At 51.3% G+C, this 14,753-nt stretch carries 15 protein-coding genes; 8 read left to right on the top strand and 7 right to left on the bottom strand.

The features are described 5' to 3' along the window. From AC0YN3_RS12480 to AC0YN3_RS12470, 3 genes are all read right to left on the bottom strand, one after another. Positions 1-192 carry a hypothetical protein gene (locus AC0YN3_RS12480; RefSeq protein WP_053374720.1) on the bottom strand — a complete coding sequence of 64 codons (192 nt, stop codon included), beginning with the start codon at positions 190-192 and terminating at the stop codon, positions 1-3. 95 nt (positions 193-287) lie between these two features. After that, positions 288-779, bottom strand: a complete 492-nt coding sequence (locus AC0YN3_RS12475; protein ID WP_475775369.1) for a phosphatidylglycerophosphatase A family protein — start codon at positions 777-779, stop codon at positions 288-290. A 193-nt stretch (positions 780-972) separates the two neighbouring features. Beyond that, the gene (locus AC0YN3_RS12470; RefSeq protein ID WP_475775368.1) at positions 973-4,629 is read right to left on the bottom strand and encodes a DNA polymerase III subunit alpha; all 3,657 of its coding nucleotides are present in this window, start codon (positions 4,627-4,629) and stop codon (positions 973-975) included. A gap of 139 nt (positions 4,630-4,768) precedes the next feature. Here AC0YN3_RS12470 and AC0YN3_RS12465 point away from each other — a divergent pair, with 139 nt between their 5' ends. The 3 genes from AC0YN3_RS12465 (at position 4,769) to AC0YN3_RS12455 (ending at position 5,994) form a co-directional block, all read left to right on the top strand. Then, positions 4,769-5,095 (top strand): YtrH family sporulation protein, encoded by a 327-nt coding sequence (locus AC0YN3_RS12465; RefSeq protein ID WP_475775367.1) that lies wholly within the window; start codon positions 4,769-4,771, stop codon positions 5,093-5,095. Between the two features lies 1 nt (position 5,096). Then, positions 5,097-5,612 (top strand): sporulation membrane protein YtrI, encoded by a 516-nt coding sequence (locus AC0YN3_RS12460; protein WP_475775366.1) that lies wholly within the window; start codon positions 5,097-5,099, stop codon positions 5,610-5,612. A gap of 85 nt (positions 5,613-5,697) precedes the next feature. Further along, entirely contained in the window at positions 5,698-5,994 is a 297-nt protein-coding gene (locus tag AC0YN3_RS12455; protein WP_183557456.1) for a YtpI family protein, read from the top strand. 7 nt (positions 5,995-6,001) lie between these two features. Here the strand turns inward: AC0YN3_RS12455 and AC0YN3_RS12450 are convergent, their stop codons facing one another. Together AC0YN3_RS12450 and AC0YN3_RS12445 are read right to left on the bottom strand one after the other, a co-directional pair. Further along, positions 6,002-7,363 carry a DRTGG domain-containing protein gene (locus AC0YN3_RS12450; protein ID WP_475775365.1) on the bottom strand — a complete coding sequence of 454 codons (1,362 nt, stop codon included), beginning with the start codon at positions 7,361-7,363 and terminating at the stop codon, positions 6,002-6,004. A gap of 87 nt (positions 7,364-7,450) precedes the next feature. Continuing rightward, positions 7,451-7,924, bottom strand: a complete 474-nt coding sequence (locus AC0YN3_RS12445) for a hypothetical protein (protein WP_475775364.1) — start codon at positions 7,922-7,924, stop codon at positions 7,451-7,453. 229 nt (positions 7,925-8,153) lie between these two features. Between AC0YN3_RS12445 and AC0YN3_RS12440 the strand changes: the two genes are divergently transcribed. Continuing rightward, positions 8,154-8,507: a helix-turn-helix domain-containing protein gene (locus AC0YN3_RS12440; RefSeq protein ID WP_475775363.1), complete on the top strand. Its 354-nt coding sequence runs from the start codon at positions 8,154-8,156 to the stop codon at positions 8,505-8,507. Between the two features lie 254 nt (positions 8,508-8,761). Here AC0YN3_RS12440 and AC0YN3_RS12435 read toward each other — a convergent pair whose 3' ends face one another. Continuing rightward, on the bottom strand, positions 8,762-9,046 hold the full coding sequence (locus AC0YN3_RS12435; protein WP_183557446.1) for a hypothetical protein: 285 nt from the start codon (positions 9,044-9,046) through the stop codon (positions 8,762-8,764). A gap of 91 nt (positions 9,047-9,137) precedes the next feature. After that, complete coding sequence (locus AC0YN3_RS12430; protein ID WP_475775362.1) at positions 9,138-9,473, bottom strand: YlbF family regulator; 336 nt, start codon at positions 9,471-9,473, stop codon at positions 9,138-9,140. Positions 9,474-9,625: 152 nt separating this feature from the next. Here AC0YN3_RS12430 and AC0YN3_RS12425 point away from each other — a divergent pair, with 152 nt between their 5' ends. The 4 genes from AC0YN3_RS12425 to AC0YN3_RS12410 are packed head-to-tail and all read left to right on the top strand — an operon-like array spanning position 9,626 to position 14,752. Continuing rightward, positions 9,626-10,996 (top strand): YheC/YheD family endospore coat-associated protein, encoded by a 1,371-nt coding sequence (locus AC0YN3_RS12425; RefSeq protein ID WP_475775633.1) that lies wholly within the window; start codon positions 9,626-9,628, stop codon positions 10,994-10,996. 11 nt (positions 10,997-11,007) lie between these two features. Continuing rightward, complete coding sequence (locus AC0YN3_RS12420) at positions 11,008-12,222, top strand: YheC/YheD family endospore coat-associated protein (RefSeq protein WP_475775361.1); 1,215 nt, start codon at positions 11,008-11,010, stop codon at positions 12,220-12,222. Next, positions 12,219-13,598: a YheC/YheD family endospore coat-associated protein gene (locus AC0YN3_RS12415; protein WP_475775360.1), complete on the top strand. Its 1,380-nt coding sequence runs from the start codon at positions 12,219-12,221 to the stop codon at positions 13,596-13,598. The genes AC0YN3_RS12420 and AC0YN3_RS12415 overlap by 4 nt, the downstream gene beginning before the upstream one ends. Further along, positions 13,598-14,752 carry a YheC/YheD family endospore coat-associated protein gene (locus tag AC0YN3_RS12410; RefSeq protein ID WP_475775359.1) on the top strand — a complete coding sequence of 385 codons (1,155 nt, stop codon included), beginning with the start codon at positions 13,598-13,600 and terminating at the stop codon, positions 14,750-14,752. The genes AC0YN3_RS12415 and AC0YN3_RS12410 overlap by 1 nt, the downstream gene beginning before the upstream one ends. The last annotated feature ends 1 nt before the right edge of the window (position 14,753 follow it).

Raw genomic sequence — 14,753 nt, 5'->3', positions numbered from 1 at the left:
TCATAAAGGCCTCATTATGGAGTTAAATACTTCTTGTACTTCCTCCAACTCGCCTGATGGAACCAGTATCTCGTATTGCTGTTTGGACAGATTGACAGAGCGGATTTTCACCAAAAATCCTTCCTCCGTTAGCCGCTTCTTGATGTTATCTGCGATTTTAGCTGTTGGTGCGATATAAATGACCGTCCACATCATGGTACCTCCTGAAAACTTTGCTTCCGCAAAGCTCACTTACTAAGCATAGCTATCCCGGTAACAGGCCATATGATCTCATAATGATACCATAGTCATGGCGAATCCGGCAAATCATATCGGATCGCTTTCGGGTCCTGATGCGCAATTCTGGCCGATGCAGCAGCGGCTAATCCGGCAACCAAGTCATCCAAAAACACATGAATGCGCTCGCCTTTCACATTCAATTGACGAATAATACCGGGTTTTACTTTATCCAAATATCCGAAGCTCGTCAATCCAATCATGCCATAAACATTCGTTATGCCAAGCGCAAGCGTCTCGTCTACGCCATATAGCGACTCGTCCGTTTCCATGATCGATTGCAAAGGCTCAGGCAATAATTTGCGTTCTGCGAGCTCATCCAGAGCGATTCCCGTATACATGACATATTGAACCTCGCGCTTGTCGAGCACCGCTCTTACGCTCTCCTCGCATTCTTCCATTGTTAAATCAGGATTGTAGGGACGCTGCAGTGTATAAACGATTTCGGATACATCATCGATCGCTACCCCGCGTTTTAAGAGCCATTTCTCGATTCCTATCATAGGACTCATCCCTCCCGTAACTGCTTGTACGTCTATCTTGGAAACATTGGCGTGCGCAGATGGCATTGTCCTATCGATGGAGATCCTATAGGAAAAGCTTCATTGCCACCGTCACATGTATCTCTAAACATATGCGCGTACGAGCCCTGACGTGCATAAGAAATACTTTTGTTTGCAAGATCGGGAGAGAGCTTTATTTCACTACGATTGTTCCCTGTCCTAGCAGACTCTCGACTGCCGAGATAAGCGCCATGGACGGTTTGACGCGGTAGCTGTCGCTTAGCGCAATCGATTTCTGTCCTTGTTCATAGAATAAGACGGTTGCCAGCTGGCCGGGATGGCTTGCGAGCAGCGCTTTGAGCTGATCTAATATCGCAGGCTGCTCTTTTACGGACATGATTTTGATGTATACACGCTGCGGTTTTCGCTCTGCATGGGGAGCCACGACCACCGATCCGCCTTGATCGCCCCGTATCTCGCCCGTTCCAGCTTTGGCATTCGGGCTGCTGCCCGAGGGTTGCTGGCTCCGTTTCGGATAGGCTGTGCTCTGTACCGTTCTTCCTGAAGTAGCAGCGCTCCCGCTCGTCCGTGATGCCCGCGCCTTCGCCTGCTTCTGCAGTCTGGCTACTTGCTCTACAAGGTCCGTTTGCCCAGGCTCAATCGGCACGCAATCCTCCACCAGCAGCTTATAATCGTCATCCTGCTGTTGAACGGTTGCCTGCACGATAGCGAGTCCGCCCTTCTCAAGCTTGCTGCCGATCCGCTTCCATATCGCAGGAAAAACGACGGCTTCAACCCGCATAATCCGATCCTCCAGCTCGATGAAGCCCATCGAAAGGCCTTTCTTATTCGTAAATGGCTTTATGGACACAACCATTACGCCGACTATGGCAATCGTTCCGTCCTTTGCGTCGCTTAGCTCAAGCAGCCGATCAAGACCGAGCGGCGAAAGCTGCTGCTCCGCCGCATCAAGCGGATGTCCCGATAAATACAAGCCAAGCAGGTCGCGTTCGAAATCCAATTTCTGTCCCGTTGTATACGGCCGGATATCCGGAAGCTCGACATCCCAGTTCTGGATTTCATCCAGACCGAACATTTCGATCTGCAGTTCTTCGCGTTCCTTGCGCCATTTGACTGCCGTTTCCACCGTCTCCTCAAGCGCTGCAAGCAGCTGGGCGCGGTGTCCCGGCAGCGTATCGAAAGCTCCTGCTTGAATGAGCGATTCCAGAACCCGTTTGTTTACGACGCGCAAATCAACCCTTTGGCATAAATCAAGTAAGCTCTCAAAAGGCCGCTCGCCGCGCTCCTTCATAAGCGCTTCGATCGCCTGCGTCCCAACGTTTTTGATTGCTGCCAGGCCGAATCGAACGGCCTTGTCCGTAGGTGTAAAGGACACGCTGCTTTCGTTGACGTCGGGGGGCAGCACTTCAATGCCCATGCGGCGGCATTCGTCTACGTATTCGGCCGTCTTGCGCTGATTCCCGGTAACCGAAGCCAGCATGGAAGCCATGAAAGGGATCGGATAGTTCGCTTTGAGCCACGCCGTCTGGAAAGCAAGCACGCCATAGGCCGCTGCGTGCGCGCGCGGAAAGCCATAATCGGCGAACCGCACGATCATATCGTAGACCAGGTTCGCCTCAGCTTCCGAATACCCCTCAGCTAGGCTCCCTTTCACGAAGTGGGCACGCTCCTCATCCAGCACCTCCCGCTTTTTCTTGGAAACGGCGCGACGCAGCAGGTCGGCTTCGCCTAAAGAGAAGCCCGCCATCAGGGATGCGATCTGCATAATCTGCTCCTGGTACACAATGATTCCGTAGGTATCCGATAGAATCGGCTCCAGCGACGGATGCGGATATTCCACCGTAACCAGGCCGTGCTTGCCTTGAATGTATTTCGGAATAAATTCCATGGGACCCGGACGGTATAATGCAAGCACCGAGACGATATCCTCGAAATCCGTTGGCTTCATTTCTTTGAGAACTCGCCTGACGCCAGCTGACTCCAGCTGGAAGATACCGGTCGTATCCCCGCGGCTGAGCATCGCATACGTCGCGGGATCATTATCGCTAATCGTATGAAAATCGATAACCTTGCCGTGCTGCTCCTTCACCGCCTTCAGCGCGCGCTCTAGAATAGAGAGGGTGCGCAGGCCGAGAAAATCCATTTTGAGCAGCCCGATAGCTTCTAAATGTTCCATCGAATATTGCGTAAGCGGTATTTGCTCGCTGCCTGTCTGTATAGGCGTATAGTTCGTAAGCGGCTCTTGGGAGATGACAACGCCCGCAGCATGCGTCGAGGCATGCCGAGGCATGCCTTCAACCTTAACGGCCATTTTCAACATGCCCGCTGTTCGGGGCTGTCGCTCGCTTGCTTCACGAAGCTCGCTGCTCAAGCGCAGCGCTTCATCCAGCGTAATACCCAATTGATTAGGAATAAGCTTAGCTGCCCGATCCACCTCTTGGAATGGGACGTTCATCGCTCGCCCTACATCCCGGACGGCAGCCTTTGCCGCCATCGTTCCGAAGGTAATGATTTGGGCGACATGCTCGTCTCCATATTTGGCTGCCACATATGCGATAACCTCGTCCCGGCGCTCATCGTTGAAATCGATATCGATATCAGGCATCGAAATCCGTTCGGGATTCAAGAACCGCTCGAACAACAGCTTATATTTCAGCGGGTCGACATCCGTGATACGCAGCGTGTAAGCAACCAAACTGCCCGCGGAGGAGCCGCGTCCCGGCCCTGTTCGTATCCCTCTTTCATGGGCAAAGCGAATAAAATCCCAAACGATCAAGAAATAATCGCTGAAACCCATCTTTTCAATGACCGACAGCTCATATTCGAGGCGCTGTTCCGCTTTTTCTCTGAATCCGGCCTCATTTACCCATTCCGGCAAGCCCGCATATCTTGCCGCCAAGCCGTCTCGGCATAACGCGATCAAATAGTCAGAGGAACTCATCCCAGCCGGCACCGGCCGGAATACCGGCAGCGCGGCACGGCCAAGCGTCAACTCCAATTCGCATTTATCGGCGATCTCGCTCGTATTCGCAATGGCTTCCGGCACATGCCTGTAGAGCAGCGCCATCTCTTCCGTGCTTTTCAAGTACATCTGGTCTGAGAGCATCCGTAGGCGGCCTTCATCCTCCGTCGTTTTACCTGTGCCGATACAAATAAGCACATCCTGCATCGCAGCGTCCTCTGCCTGCATGTAATGCACGTCATTCGTTGCTGCCAATTTAATTCCCGTGGCGCCTGCGAGCTTAATCATAGATGCATTGACCTTCTTTTGTTCCAGCAAGCCGTGGTCCTGCAGCTCCAAATAGAAATCATCGCCAAAAATCTCTTTATAACGGAGTGCGCTTGTTTGCGCTTCCTCTATCCGATCATGCAGCAAATGCTGCGAAATTTCGCTTCCAAGACATGAGCTAAGGCAAATCAAACCTTCAGAATGGCTTCGCAATGCTTCAAAATCCACGCGGGGCTTATAGTGAAAACCCTCCAAATGACCGATCGAGCATAGCTTCATCAAATTCCGATAGCCGGTTTCGTTTTTTGCAAGCACGATCAAATGATAGGTTGGATTGTCCTTCCGTGCTCCCTTCTCAAACCGGGAGCCTGTCGTCATATAAAGCTCGCAGCCGATTATCGGTTTAATGCCATTCGCCCGGCACGCTTTATAAAAGGGAATGGCTCCGTACATTACGCCATGGTCAGTCAATGCCAGCGCCTTCATGCCAAGCTCCGCTGCTCTTGCCGTAAGGTCACGGATTCTAGCTGCGCCGTCAAGCAGGCTGTATTCGCTATGAACATGCAAATGTACGAAAGATTGTTCGTTCTGACTGCTCATCGCATCCGATCCTTTCCGTATCGTCCAAATAAGTTAACTCTATTTTATCATAATCACAGTGGACACGCCCATAGAATGGTAGCAGGGCGTACGGCGCAGACTGTCGGGATCCAACATTCATAATCGTGGAGGGATATAGATGAGCTACTTCTTGTCCAAAGCAGGGCTTGATTTCTTTATTGCGTTTGGCGTTGTCATTGGAGGGTCTACGCTTGCGGGGATCGGTTCCGTCTTCATGCTTCTACCTCCGGCGGCAACGATGCTCGACACGGCTGCAAGACTGAAAATATGGGCGATCGTAGCCGCCATTGGCGGATCGATCGATCCTGTCCGCGTCATTGAAAGCAATATTATGGAGGGGCATTTGTCTCCTGCGGCGCAGCAGATTTGTTTTATCATCATCGCATTTCTTGGGGCGCATTTAGCGACGGAGCTCGTTCGTTTGATATGCAAAGGGGCCGCGTAAGATGCGCGTACCGCCGTTTGAAAGGTTTGTTAGAGGATTGCAGATGGCGGGCGTTCTGATATTAGGCATGATCATTGGCGCCATCATATACAATTCAATCTTTATTGCGCGTTTCGAGGCGTTAATCAGCTTGAAGAGCGAGCTTGAAGTCCAGCTCGAGCAATATGAGCAGGATATGAATCATCTAAAAGAGTTTGAAAAACAGCATACGGTTATCAAAAGCCTGCTGCCGCGCATAGAGAGAGAAGCCGGACAGGATTCGAAACGGCCGCGGCTAGACCAGGTTACGGAAGCTGAGCTTATTAAGCGGATTAAAGCCGATCTCAAAATCTTTATCGGGAGAAGCATTTACGAGATCGACTCCGATGCAAGCCTGGCGCGCAGCCTCCTTGAGCAGAAGGTATATACGGATGTTTATAACAATGATTACACTATTAAAATGAAAACGATTCTTGTCGTGGACAATGTCCTTCAAGTGTGGATTGAGGTTCGGGGCTACACAAAGCCGCCTGCTTAAGCAAACGTCCTTCATTCGTGATACAATAGTGCTGACTATTCACGATATATGGCTGTTAGAACCTCAATTAAAGGAGCTGCATGGCTTGGATCAACTTCTGCAATGGGTGCTCGTTCCGGGCATTCTTATTACGCTTGTGCTTTCTGCAATATTCAGTTTCAAATCCCGTCGTGCTTCCGATGCGAGAACGAGAGGCCTGTTCTCCGCGCGAATGAATATTAGCATGGGCATCATGCTTATGTTTATCGCACTGGTACAGCTCTTCCTATCGGGAGAATCTACGCTCCGCATCGTTATTGGCGCAATCTTCTTGGTCATCGGCGTCTTCAACCTATTCGCCGGGCTCCGCAACCTTGGCGCGTATAGCGCCTCTAGGCAATAACCGCAAATCAATAGGGATCAATCATTTGGGCCGTCATCATCGCCTTGGCGGCCAACCCCTTAGCATCCTTCACCTCAATCTCAAGCTTCGTAAACTTCCGGCTCATCTCGAGCGCCCTCGGTATAATCGTCACTTCGCTATCGATCTGCACCGGCCTCACGAAATACGTCGTCATGCTCTCCAGCAGGTAATCACGCTTGGCTGTCTCTCTTATCATTCTGCGAGCCGCTTGTGTCATAAGCGTTGCCAGAAGACCTTCCGATACCATCCCGAGCGCACCTGACATTTGGGGCGTAATCGTACCTTTGTAGGCTAAGCCCAGCTCGTCTTGCCCTGCAGCGCTCACGTTTGCCGTTGCCATGAATCCCGTCCACATCAGATCCTCGAAGGTTTCGCCTGACTCGGGCTGCTTGCCGGCAAATCGCATGGCATCCAGAACTTCCTGCCTGGTAACTACGCCAAGCAGCTTGCGGTGCCGATCCACAATCGGCAGTAAATCAATGCCCTCAGCCGCCATCGTATGGGCAGCGGAGGTGACGGTAATATTGGGAGCTGCCGTTATCGGATGTTTTGTCATCACTTTATCGATCGTGCCATCCTCGGGCATGCCAACTGCATCCTTAGCCGTCATCATGCCCACGACCTTGCTGCGGTCATCGACAACCGGGAACCGGGAGTAACCCGTTTCGCGCGATAGCCTGTGGAATTCTATAATGGATTGGCCCATTCGAAGCACGTCTGCCGGCTTGCTGAACGTTACGATATCTTCGATCAGCATGATCTTGCGTTTGATTAGGCGGTCATACATCGCTCTATTAATCATGGAAGCCACGGTGAAGGTATCATGCCTGGAAGAAATAATCGGAAGCACGCGGTCATCCGCCAGCTTGATAATTTCTGCGCTTGGCTCGAAGCCGCCGGTAATAAGGACGCCCGCTCCCTCTTCGAGCGCGCAGCGGTGCGCTCCGATTCGGTTGCCTACGATGAGCAGGCTTCCTTCGTCAATGTAGCGCAGCATCGCATCAAGCTCCATCGCTCCTATGACGAATTTGTGCAGCGACTTATCAAGCCCGGCAGCTCCGCCAAACAATCTGCCCTCAACGATTTCCGCTACTTCCCCGAACGTCAGCTGGTCTAGCGCCTCTCTGCGCTTACGGTCGATTCGAACCGTTCCGATTCGCTCTTTCGTACTGACGAGCCCTGAGCTCTCCGCTTCCTTGAATGCCTTGTACGCCGTCCCCTCGCTTACGCCGAGCGCCTTGGCGATGGCTCTAACCGATATTTTCGTTCCAATCTTTAGCCCTTGAATATAATTTAGAATCTGCTCATGCTTCGTGCTGGTCTCATTTCCCGGTCCGATTGGAGCCAACTTGTATCCTCCGTCCAACTTGCAATCTTCATCTCCTATTATAAATGAAAGAACGGGACAAGTCATGCCCGGGCCTTCTGTAAGGAGTTAAAGCTGCCATTGCAGCAGTACCTGCTCTACCTTCAGCTTCCCGTCAACCAGCTGCTCATCGGAACGCTTGAACCTCCATTTGCGAAACAGCTGCTGGATCGTTTGTGCGTTTATCGAATCCTCCGCGCCCGACATAATAAAAGCCTGCCAGTCATATTCAATCGGAAGCGGATATCGTAAGGATTGAATCGGATGTTGTTCAAATTCAATCACTTGCTGCGGAATCTCATCGTAAATATTCGAGAATAAAAACGAGCTATGCTCGCTATATGGCCTAGAGATCGGGTCAGATTTCAGATCAAGCACATATTCTACGATTTGGGTATGCGGATTTACGCGACAGCTGAAGGAACCGCGTGCCGTTACTGCTTTATCAACGCGATGAGACAAGCGATAGGCAAATTGGACCAGGAAAGGGACATTATTGTAATACGCGCGAACTTTTCTGAAAAACTCAAATTCATCAACCATGGTGCAACCTCCTCGCGTCTACCATTTGCCCTATATTATCCTATCATCAATATCGGAATTGGTAAATTGATCCTTAACAGGTAATCATAATATTAGAATGATACTTTTTTACACAATTATAGTAAAGAGCCCATCTATTAGTCAATGACTATAGTCACTTTTATTATTATGCTCTATAGGACGTTGTTGATAGACTACTAAAGTTTTATCGTTAGGCTGAGGTGAAATCATGAGTGAAATCGCGGGGCTTGTTGGAGAAAACATTCGTCAATTGCGCAAAAAAAGAGGCTTTAGCCAGGAGCAGCTCGCCTTGCGTGCTGACATAAACGCATCCTATATGGGTCAGGTTGAGCGCGGCGAGAAAAACCCGACCATTGACGTGCTGGGCAAAATTGCATTCGCGCTTCAAACGCCGCTCGAAAAACTCGTTGACGTCGTATCCTTGCCGGACTCTTCCCAAGAGCCTCATGAGGATGAATACGCGGCGAAAGTCGTTCATCAAATGAACGGTCTCAGCATAAAGGAGCAGGAAGCCGTCTACCGTTTCGTTAAGCAGCTCGTGCAGTTCAAAGAGATTCATTAAACGAGAATAATAGGAATACGCATATACAGAAACAGGGGCTGTCCAATCGTCATCAATGATGACGATTGGACAGCCCCTGTTCTTGGTTGCATCAAAAACCAGTCGTTTAAGGTGAAACGGAAAGGCGCGTTTCATTCCGAGAAATATAGAGCCTGTAATTCCTAAGGATATACTTTCCTATATTTCAAAAAAAGCAGGATCCCTCTACCTCGTTTTTTGACAGGCTTATTCGACCTGCCTGGGCTGAAGCCACCCTAACCGCGTGCTCTTCGCGAAGCAGAAGCTTTCTGAATGAGCTTTTGTTCCCACAGCAATGCCTTCGCCTTCTTGATGCGAGCCAGCTCCTTCCGCTTCTCTTCGCCCATTAGAAGCGCATTGATATTGGCAATGATAATTAATGACGCGAACACAAGCCATACCAGCCCAAATACGCTCAACAAGCTCCATGGCGCGCTCAGCTCCAGCCGCGGAAATGCATATACGAGCATCGCAAGCGCTATAAGCAAATATAAGACGTGGCGTCCTTTTCCTGAAAACATTTCATTCAACTCCTCCATCGGGTTGTATGCGTCCAAGTCCACTTGTCCGCATGACCATTCTATGAAGGAAGGACAGGTTATATGACTGCCGTTAGTCCACGATCGATTTCAGCACGTCGGACATGATCCGGTTCACATCCTCGAATACCACTGCGAAACGGCGCTCGGCATCAAGCAGCTTGGCGATCAACGGATTAAGCGATATCAACTCGTAAAGGGCGTTCATCTTGTCCATATCCGCAGCAGAAGGCTCTTCCCCAGCCATCATTTTTTGCTGCAGGAACGTCTGGCGCTCGCGGAAATCGTCCAGCATCCCCTTTGCTTCCGGATCGGCTTCCGCTTCATCCTTCGCTAGCTTCAGCAGCTTGGCCTCTTCGCTCTCTTTGAGCACCTTCGCTAATTCATAAGCTTTGTCATATACATTCATTCGTATCACTCCCATTCCTTGTTCCCTAATAATCTAGACTCGTTTTCGATTCACAAAGGGATAGATGTCCTCATATGATGAAGTAATTCGTGTAAAACACCTATAGGCCGCTGACCACTTATCGTCACCTCCTGCTTGGAAGGAGATTTATGATGCTCAAATCGAAAGTAGCCGTACAGGTGATCAGCTCCGGCATGCTTCCGGAAGATACGCTCATGCTTGGCGAAGCTCAAGTGAAGCAGTGGAAAATCCCTCAAGGCCAACATATCATCTTGAAGTTCGGCGCGTTTCGGCAGCATGTGAAGATCATCCCCGTCGCAAAGTATGACGGAATGAGAATGAGCCAAAGCTTAGCCAGACTAATGGGATTAACAAGCGGCACCGCTATTCGGCTGCAATACAAAGCCAGCACGGCGACGCTTGTTATGGGACCTTTGATCGGCGTGCTCGTCAGCCGGGATTATCCGCATATGCCGGATAAACCCTTTGGTTCCATTACGATGTTCTGCAGGGAGCTTGTTGAAGCCTGTACGGCGCAAGGCGCATACGTTTATTTTTTCACGCCCAACCAGATTGGCGCAAGTCTCGACAATATCGACGGCTGGATTTATTCAGACGGTTGGCGCAAGGTCACGATGCCAGTCCCCGACGTCGTCAATAACCGTCTAACCTCTCGGAAACTGGAGAATAGACCCAGCGTACAACATTTCATGAAGGAAGTAAAACTGAAGCATCAGACGACCGTTTTCAACGAAAAGTTTTTGGATAAGACCGAGGTTTTCGATGCGCTCAAAAAGGATGAGACATTGGTACGCTATTTGCCGGAATCCCATTTGCTTCGCAACTTCACGATGCTGAAATCGATGTGCTCGCGGTACAGCAACGTGTTCCTCAAGCCCGTTCGCGGCAGCTTGGGGAAAGGGATCATACGGATATCGCGGCTCGAAACCGGAGGCTATCAAGCGATGTACGCAACCGCGGCCGGCACTCGGAAGCAGCCCTACACCAGCCTTGTAAAGCTGTTCTCTACCATCTCGGTCAAAATGAAAACCGTTCGGTACCAGATTCAGCAGGGGCTGCAGCTGATTGAAATCCAGAAGAGGCCCGTTGATTTCCGTGCCCTCGTCCAAAAAAACGCAGCAGGGAAATGGACGATTACCTCCATCGTTGCACGAACGGCCGGAAACCACCATTTCGTCTCCAATTTGGCGCGCGGCGGGACGCTCAGCACGGTAGGCGAAGCTGTAGCGAAGTCCAACCTGCAGGCCGGGGTCAGCAGGCAGGATGCTGCGCACCGGCTCCAGCAAGCTGCCCTGAATATCGCGCGCGGCGTCGATACTCAGATCCCTGCTCATTTCGGGGAGCTTGGCATCGATCTTGCCATGGATACAAGCGGACGCGTGTGGCTGCTGGAAGTCAACTCGAAACCTTCCAAAAACGATAATACGCCGCTGAATGACAACAAAATCCGTCCGTCTGTCCGCATGATGATCCAATACTCCAGATTTTTATCAGGCTTTTAACGGAGGTGCCTATGCGTACGCAACAGATCCGTCTCGGCATTATCGTCGCAGCCATTGCCATTGACCATGCAGAACAGCCAATCATGCCGGAGCCTTCGTTCTACAGGGCGCTTTGCCTGACAGGCAAGAAGCACGGTATCGACGTCTACGTATTCGACGCTGCGGGACTCCCTCCGCATGCTCGCGAGCTCTACGGCTGCCGTTGGGAGTACGACCGTTTTATTCGGCAGCCGGTTCCGCTGCCTGATATTGTTTACGACCGCTGTTTTTTCGTCGATCCGGCACAACGGCTTGCTTGCCGGCACATGCTTGACAGGCTTGCGGCTATCAAGCCCTATCAGCAGCTTAACGGCAGGCTGCCGTCGAAGCTGGACGTTTATGAATCGCTGAAGGAGAATGAGGCTCTTGCGAGGCATTTGCCTCATACCCAATCCTTCCAAACGGCTGAGCAGCTTCTGGCGTTCGTTAAACGCCAGACTCTTGGCATTATCCTCAAGCCCTCGTCCGGCATGCAGGGCCGAGGGATCCTCCATGTCACACGAAATCCGCTTGAGGGGACCTTGCATGTTAAGGGACGCAGCCGTCAAAACCGCTCCTTCGACTTGTTTTTTTCAACCGATGACGCTTTCAAGCATTGGTTAACCCGCTTCGTCCATCACGCCAAGTATCTGATTCAGCCGTACTTGGAGCTGAGCGGCGATGACGGGAAGCCATTCGACGCGAGAGCGCTCATTCAAAAGGGCGAGAGGGGCAATTGGCTGGTCTCCGGCGTTGCGGTTCGATCGGGCATAGCCGGCTCGCTCACCTCCAATCTGCACGGAGGAGGAGCGGCTCATCCAGCCGCGCAGCTGCTTTCTTCCAAATTTGGAAAGGCTAAATCCGAACGTTTGCTAGAACAAATCCATACAATAAGCAAGCAAACCGCCGTACAGCTGGAAAGCAAATTCGGCAGACTTGCCGAGCTCGGATTAGATTATGGCATTGACCGAAGCGGCCGAATTTGGCTGCTTGAAGCCAACGCCAAGCCCGGTCGCTCTTCCTTTCAACGCAATGGCGACCAAGAGGCCGAGCGGCTTTCAATCGAGAGACCGCTTCTATACGCACGCACACTGACTAGGCGTTTATCACCGTCCTTTGTAGCCAATGAATCCGCAAACGGCCGTCTTCTTCACGCAAGCCCCAACAACCTATTACGGCCTTTCAACGTTCAGGAGGTTCATCGATGAGTTTGACAACTTGTAACGTACATTTCTCGCAGCAATCGAATAAAATCGTTTATCTATCCAGCCCGCTCCTCAAGCAGCTGAAGCTCTCCGGCAAAAAATCGATTCATCTCAAGCTGGGCAATGAGGTAATCGTAGCGGAAATCAAGCAGCTCAAGCGGCCGGGCAATCATCTGTATTTATCCGCAGGCGTCCGCCAGTCCATCAAGGTTCCCAAATCCGGCAACGTGTATGTGCTCAATTCCGGTGAAAACGAAGTTCAGCTCGGGCCGCTGGTCGGAATACTAAGCGACAACCCGATCCGGTCCGAGAGCAATCCTTTCGGTCCAAGAACCGGCTTTATTAAGCAGGTCATTCGGACCGGTGAGCATAAAGCTTACCTATTCGGCTTCACGCCAAGCGACATCAACTGGCAGCAGGAGACGATTAACGGTTACTTCCTCAATCCTCAAGGCGGCTGGTATCGTAAAATCGTACCGCTTCCGGATGTTGTGTACAACCGATTGCCAAGTCGAAAAGCAGAAACCTCTGCTTCCATTAACGCGCTTCGCGAACGCTTCGTACGCCGCAAAATTCCGTTCTTCAACTGGAGCTTCTTCAATAAAGCCGACGTCTATAAGCTTCTGGACAACGACCCGGAAGCGCTGAACCATCTACCTGAATCCGTGTCGGGCCCGTCAGCTGAGAAAATGAAGGAAATGCTCGAGAAGCATCAGTTTCTATATTTCAAGCCGACTGCCGGCAGTCTGGGCATGGGCATTTACCGCCTAACCTATCATCCGAAACGCGGCTATTTCGCCCGCTACAGGAAAGGCAGCCAAAACGTGCTGCTGCGCTTTAACACCTTCAGCAGCCTCATGCGCATGCTGCAGGCTAAGCACGGAAGCAGCCTGAACCATTACGTCGTGCAGCAAGGCATTCGCCTTGTTGAAATAGATAGCTGCCCGCTCGACTTCCGCTTTCATATGCATAAAAACGGCAATAACGAATGGATTCCTGCCGGTATCGGCGCAAAGAAAGCGGGACGCGGCAGCGTCACGACCCATGTCAAAAACGGCGGCTCGCTCATGACGCCCGAGCAGGCGCTTAGCAAAACATTCGGCTCCGAAGCAGATGCCGTGCTGGAGAAGGCAAAGCTTGCATCCATCAAGCTCTCGGAGGCAATCGAACGCAACTACCCCCATCGCTTAGGCGAGCTGGGGCTTGATCTCGGCATAGATAAAGACGGCGAAGTATGGATGTTCGAAGCCAACGCGAAGCCGGGACGCTCGATCTTCAAGCATCCTGCCCTGCGCTCCGAGGGGCGTGCATCGCTATCCTATATTTTAGAGCATTGTTTATATCTTAGCCGCTTCCAAGGTCAGGGAGGTAATGGCTGATGGACAGCATGTTTCCAGATGACGCCGACTACAGAGAGCTTCGTGCCGGACGAAACGTACTCGCCATTCTTACGATCGAGGACGATGCCCAGCTTTTTCGCGGCAACCGCAGCAACTTCATTGATTTAATTCGGACCGGTCAGTCGATGGGCTTCATCGTCTACGTCCTGACCGTAAAAAACCTTCTGCTCACGAGACGCAGCTTGAAGGGCTACGTTTACAATGAATCCGAGGATATTTGGCAGCTGCGTTTGCTGCCTTTCCCGGATATCATTTATAACCGCATTCCTTTGCGCGAGGATGAGATCCAGCCTTCGGTCAGAATGAAGATCAATGCCTGCAAAAAACATCCGCGCGTTACTTTGTTTAATCCTGCCTTTTTCAATAAATGGGATTTGTTCGAATGGCTCCGTCTTTCCAAATCGACCAAACCCTATATTCCTACCACGCGCAAGCTGATCTCTGTTGCTGGCCTTGGCCGGATGATGCAGAGGCATCCGTACCTCTATCTGAAGCCGGAAAGCGGGAAAGCAGGCAAGGGCATCATGACCATCAAAGTTCATGCCGAGAAGCAGCTTCCCTACCGCTTGAAAATTCAAGAGAACAAAAAGAGCGCCACCTATAACTGCGCGACGATCTACAAGCTATGGAGCCGGATTCAGAAGCAAAGCGGCGGGGAGGCTTACATTGCGCAGCAAGGCATCAAGCTAGCCTCCTTCAATGAGAGAAGATTCGACCTCAGGGCGCTTGTTCAAAAAAACCAGCGCGGCCAATGGGACATTACCGGAATCGGAGCGAGAATTGCCGGCGTTTCCAGCATCACGACCCATGTTCCCCGCGGCGGAATGATCGAGGACCCGGAGAAGCTGCTCGTTAATTCATTTAATGAGGAACAAGCGCGTAAACTGCTAATAAAAGCGAAAAATACCGCCGTATTGATTGCCAAACAGATCGAGCGCGCTTCCGGGCAGCTGCTTGGCGAAATGTCGATGGATATAGGAGTGGACAGCGCGGGAAATATGTGGTTTTTCGAGGCGAACTCCAAGCCAATGAAGTTCGACGAGCCGCATATCCGCCAAAAATCGCTGGAACGCATTTTTCATTACGGGGCATATTTAGCAAGATTAAAAACAGAGAAAGCGGGAGGCGCGTAAC

It is taken from the genome of Paenibacillus sp. J22R232 (genome assembly GCF_056269165.1).
The sequence above is the reverse complement of the archived record's forward strand: the minus strand, read 5'-3'. Positions and strand labels throughout refer to the sequence as shown.

Bases quoted from the DNA above. Each gene is read 5' to 3' on its own strand.
- AC0YN3_RS12480 (WP_053374720.1), bottom strand. From the start codon at position 192: ATGTGGACGGTCATTTATATCGCACCAACAGCTAAAATCGCAGATAAC.
- AC0YN3_RS12475 (WP_475775369.1), bottom strand. From the start codon at position 779: ATGATAGGAATCGAGAAATGGCTCTTAAAACGCGGGGTAGCGATCGAT.
- AC0YN3_RS12470 (WP_475775368.1), bottom strand. From the start codon at position 4,629: ATGAGCAGTCAGAACGAACAATCTTTCGTACATTTGCATGTTCATAGC.
- AC0YN3_RS12465 (WP_475775367.1), top strand. From the start codon at position 4,769: ATGAGCTACTTCTTGTCCAAAGCAGGGCTTGATTTCTTTATTGCGTTT.
- AC0YN3_RS12460 (WP_475775366.1), top strand. From the start codon at position 5,097: ATGCGCGTACCGCCGTTTGAAAGGTTTGTTAGAGGATTGCAGATGGCG.
- AC0YN3_RS12445 (WP_475775364.1), bottom strand. From the start codon at position 7,924: ATGGTTGATGAATTTGAGTTTTTCAGAAAAGTTCGCGCGTATTACAAT.
- AC0YN3_RS12440 (WP_475775363.1), top strand. From the start codon at position 8,154: ATGAGTGAAATCGCGGGGCTTGTTGGAGAAAACATTCGTCAATTGCGC.
- AC0YN3_RS12435 (WP_183557446.1), bottom strand. From the start codon at position 9,046: ATGTTTTCAGGAAAAGGACGCCACGTCTTATATTTGCTTATAGCGCTT.
- AC0YN3_RS12430 (WP_475775362.1), bottom strand. From the start codon at position 9,473: ATGAATGTATATGACAAAGCTTATGAATTAGCGAAGGTGCTCAAAGAG.
- AC0YN3_RS12425 (WP_475775633.1), top strand. From the start codon at position 9,626: ATGCTCAAATCGAAAGTAGCCGTACAGGTGATCAGCTCCGGCATGCTT.
- AC0YN3_RS12420 (WP_475775361.1), top strand. From the start codon at position 11,008: ATGCGTACGCAACAGATCCGTCTCGGCATTATCGTCGCAGCCATTGCC.
- AC0YN3_RS12415 (WP_475775360.1), top strand. From the start codon at position 12,219: ATGAGTTTGACAACTTGTAACGTACATTTCTCGCAGCAATCGAATAAA.
- AC0YN3_RS12410 (WP_475775359.1), top strand. From the start codon at position 13,598: ATGGACAGCATGTTTCCAGATGACGCCGACTACAGAGAGCTTCGTGCC.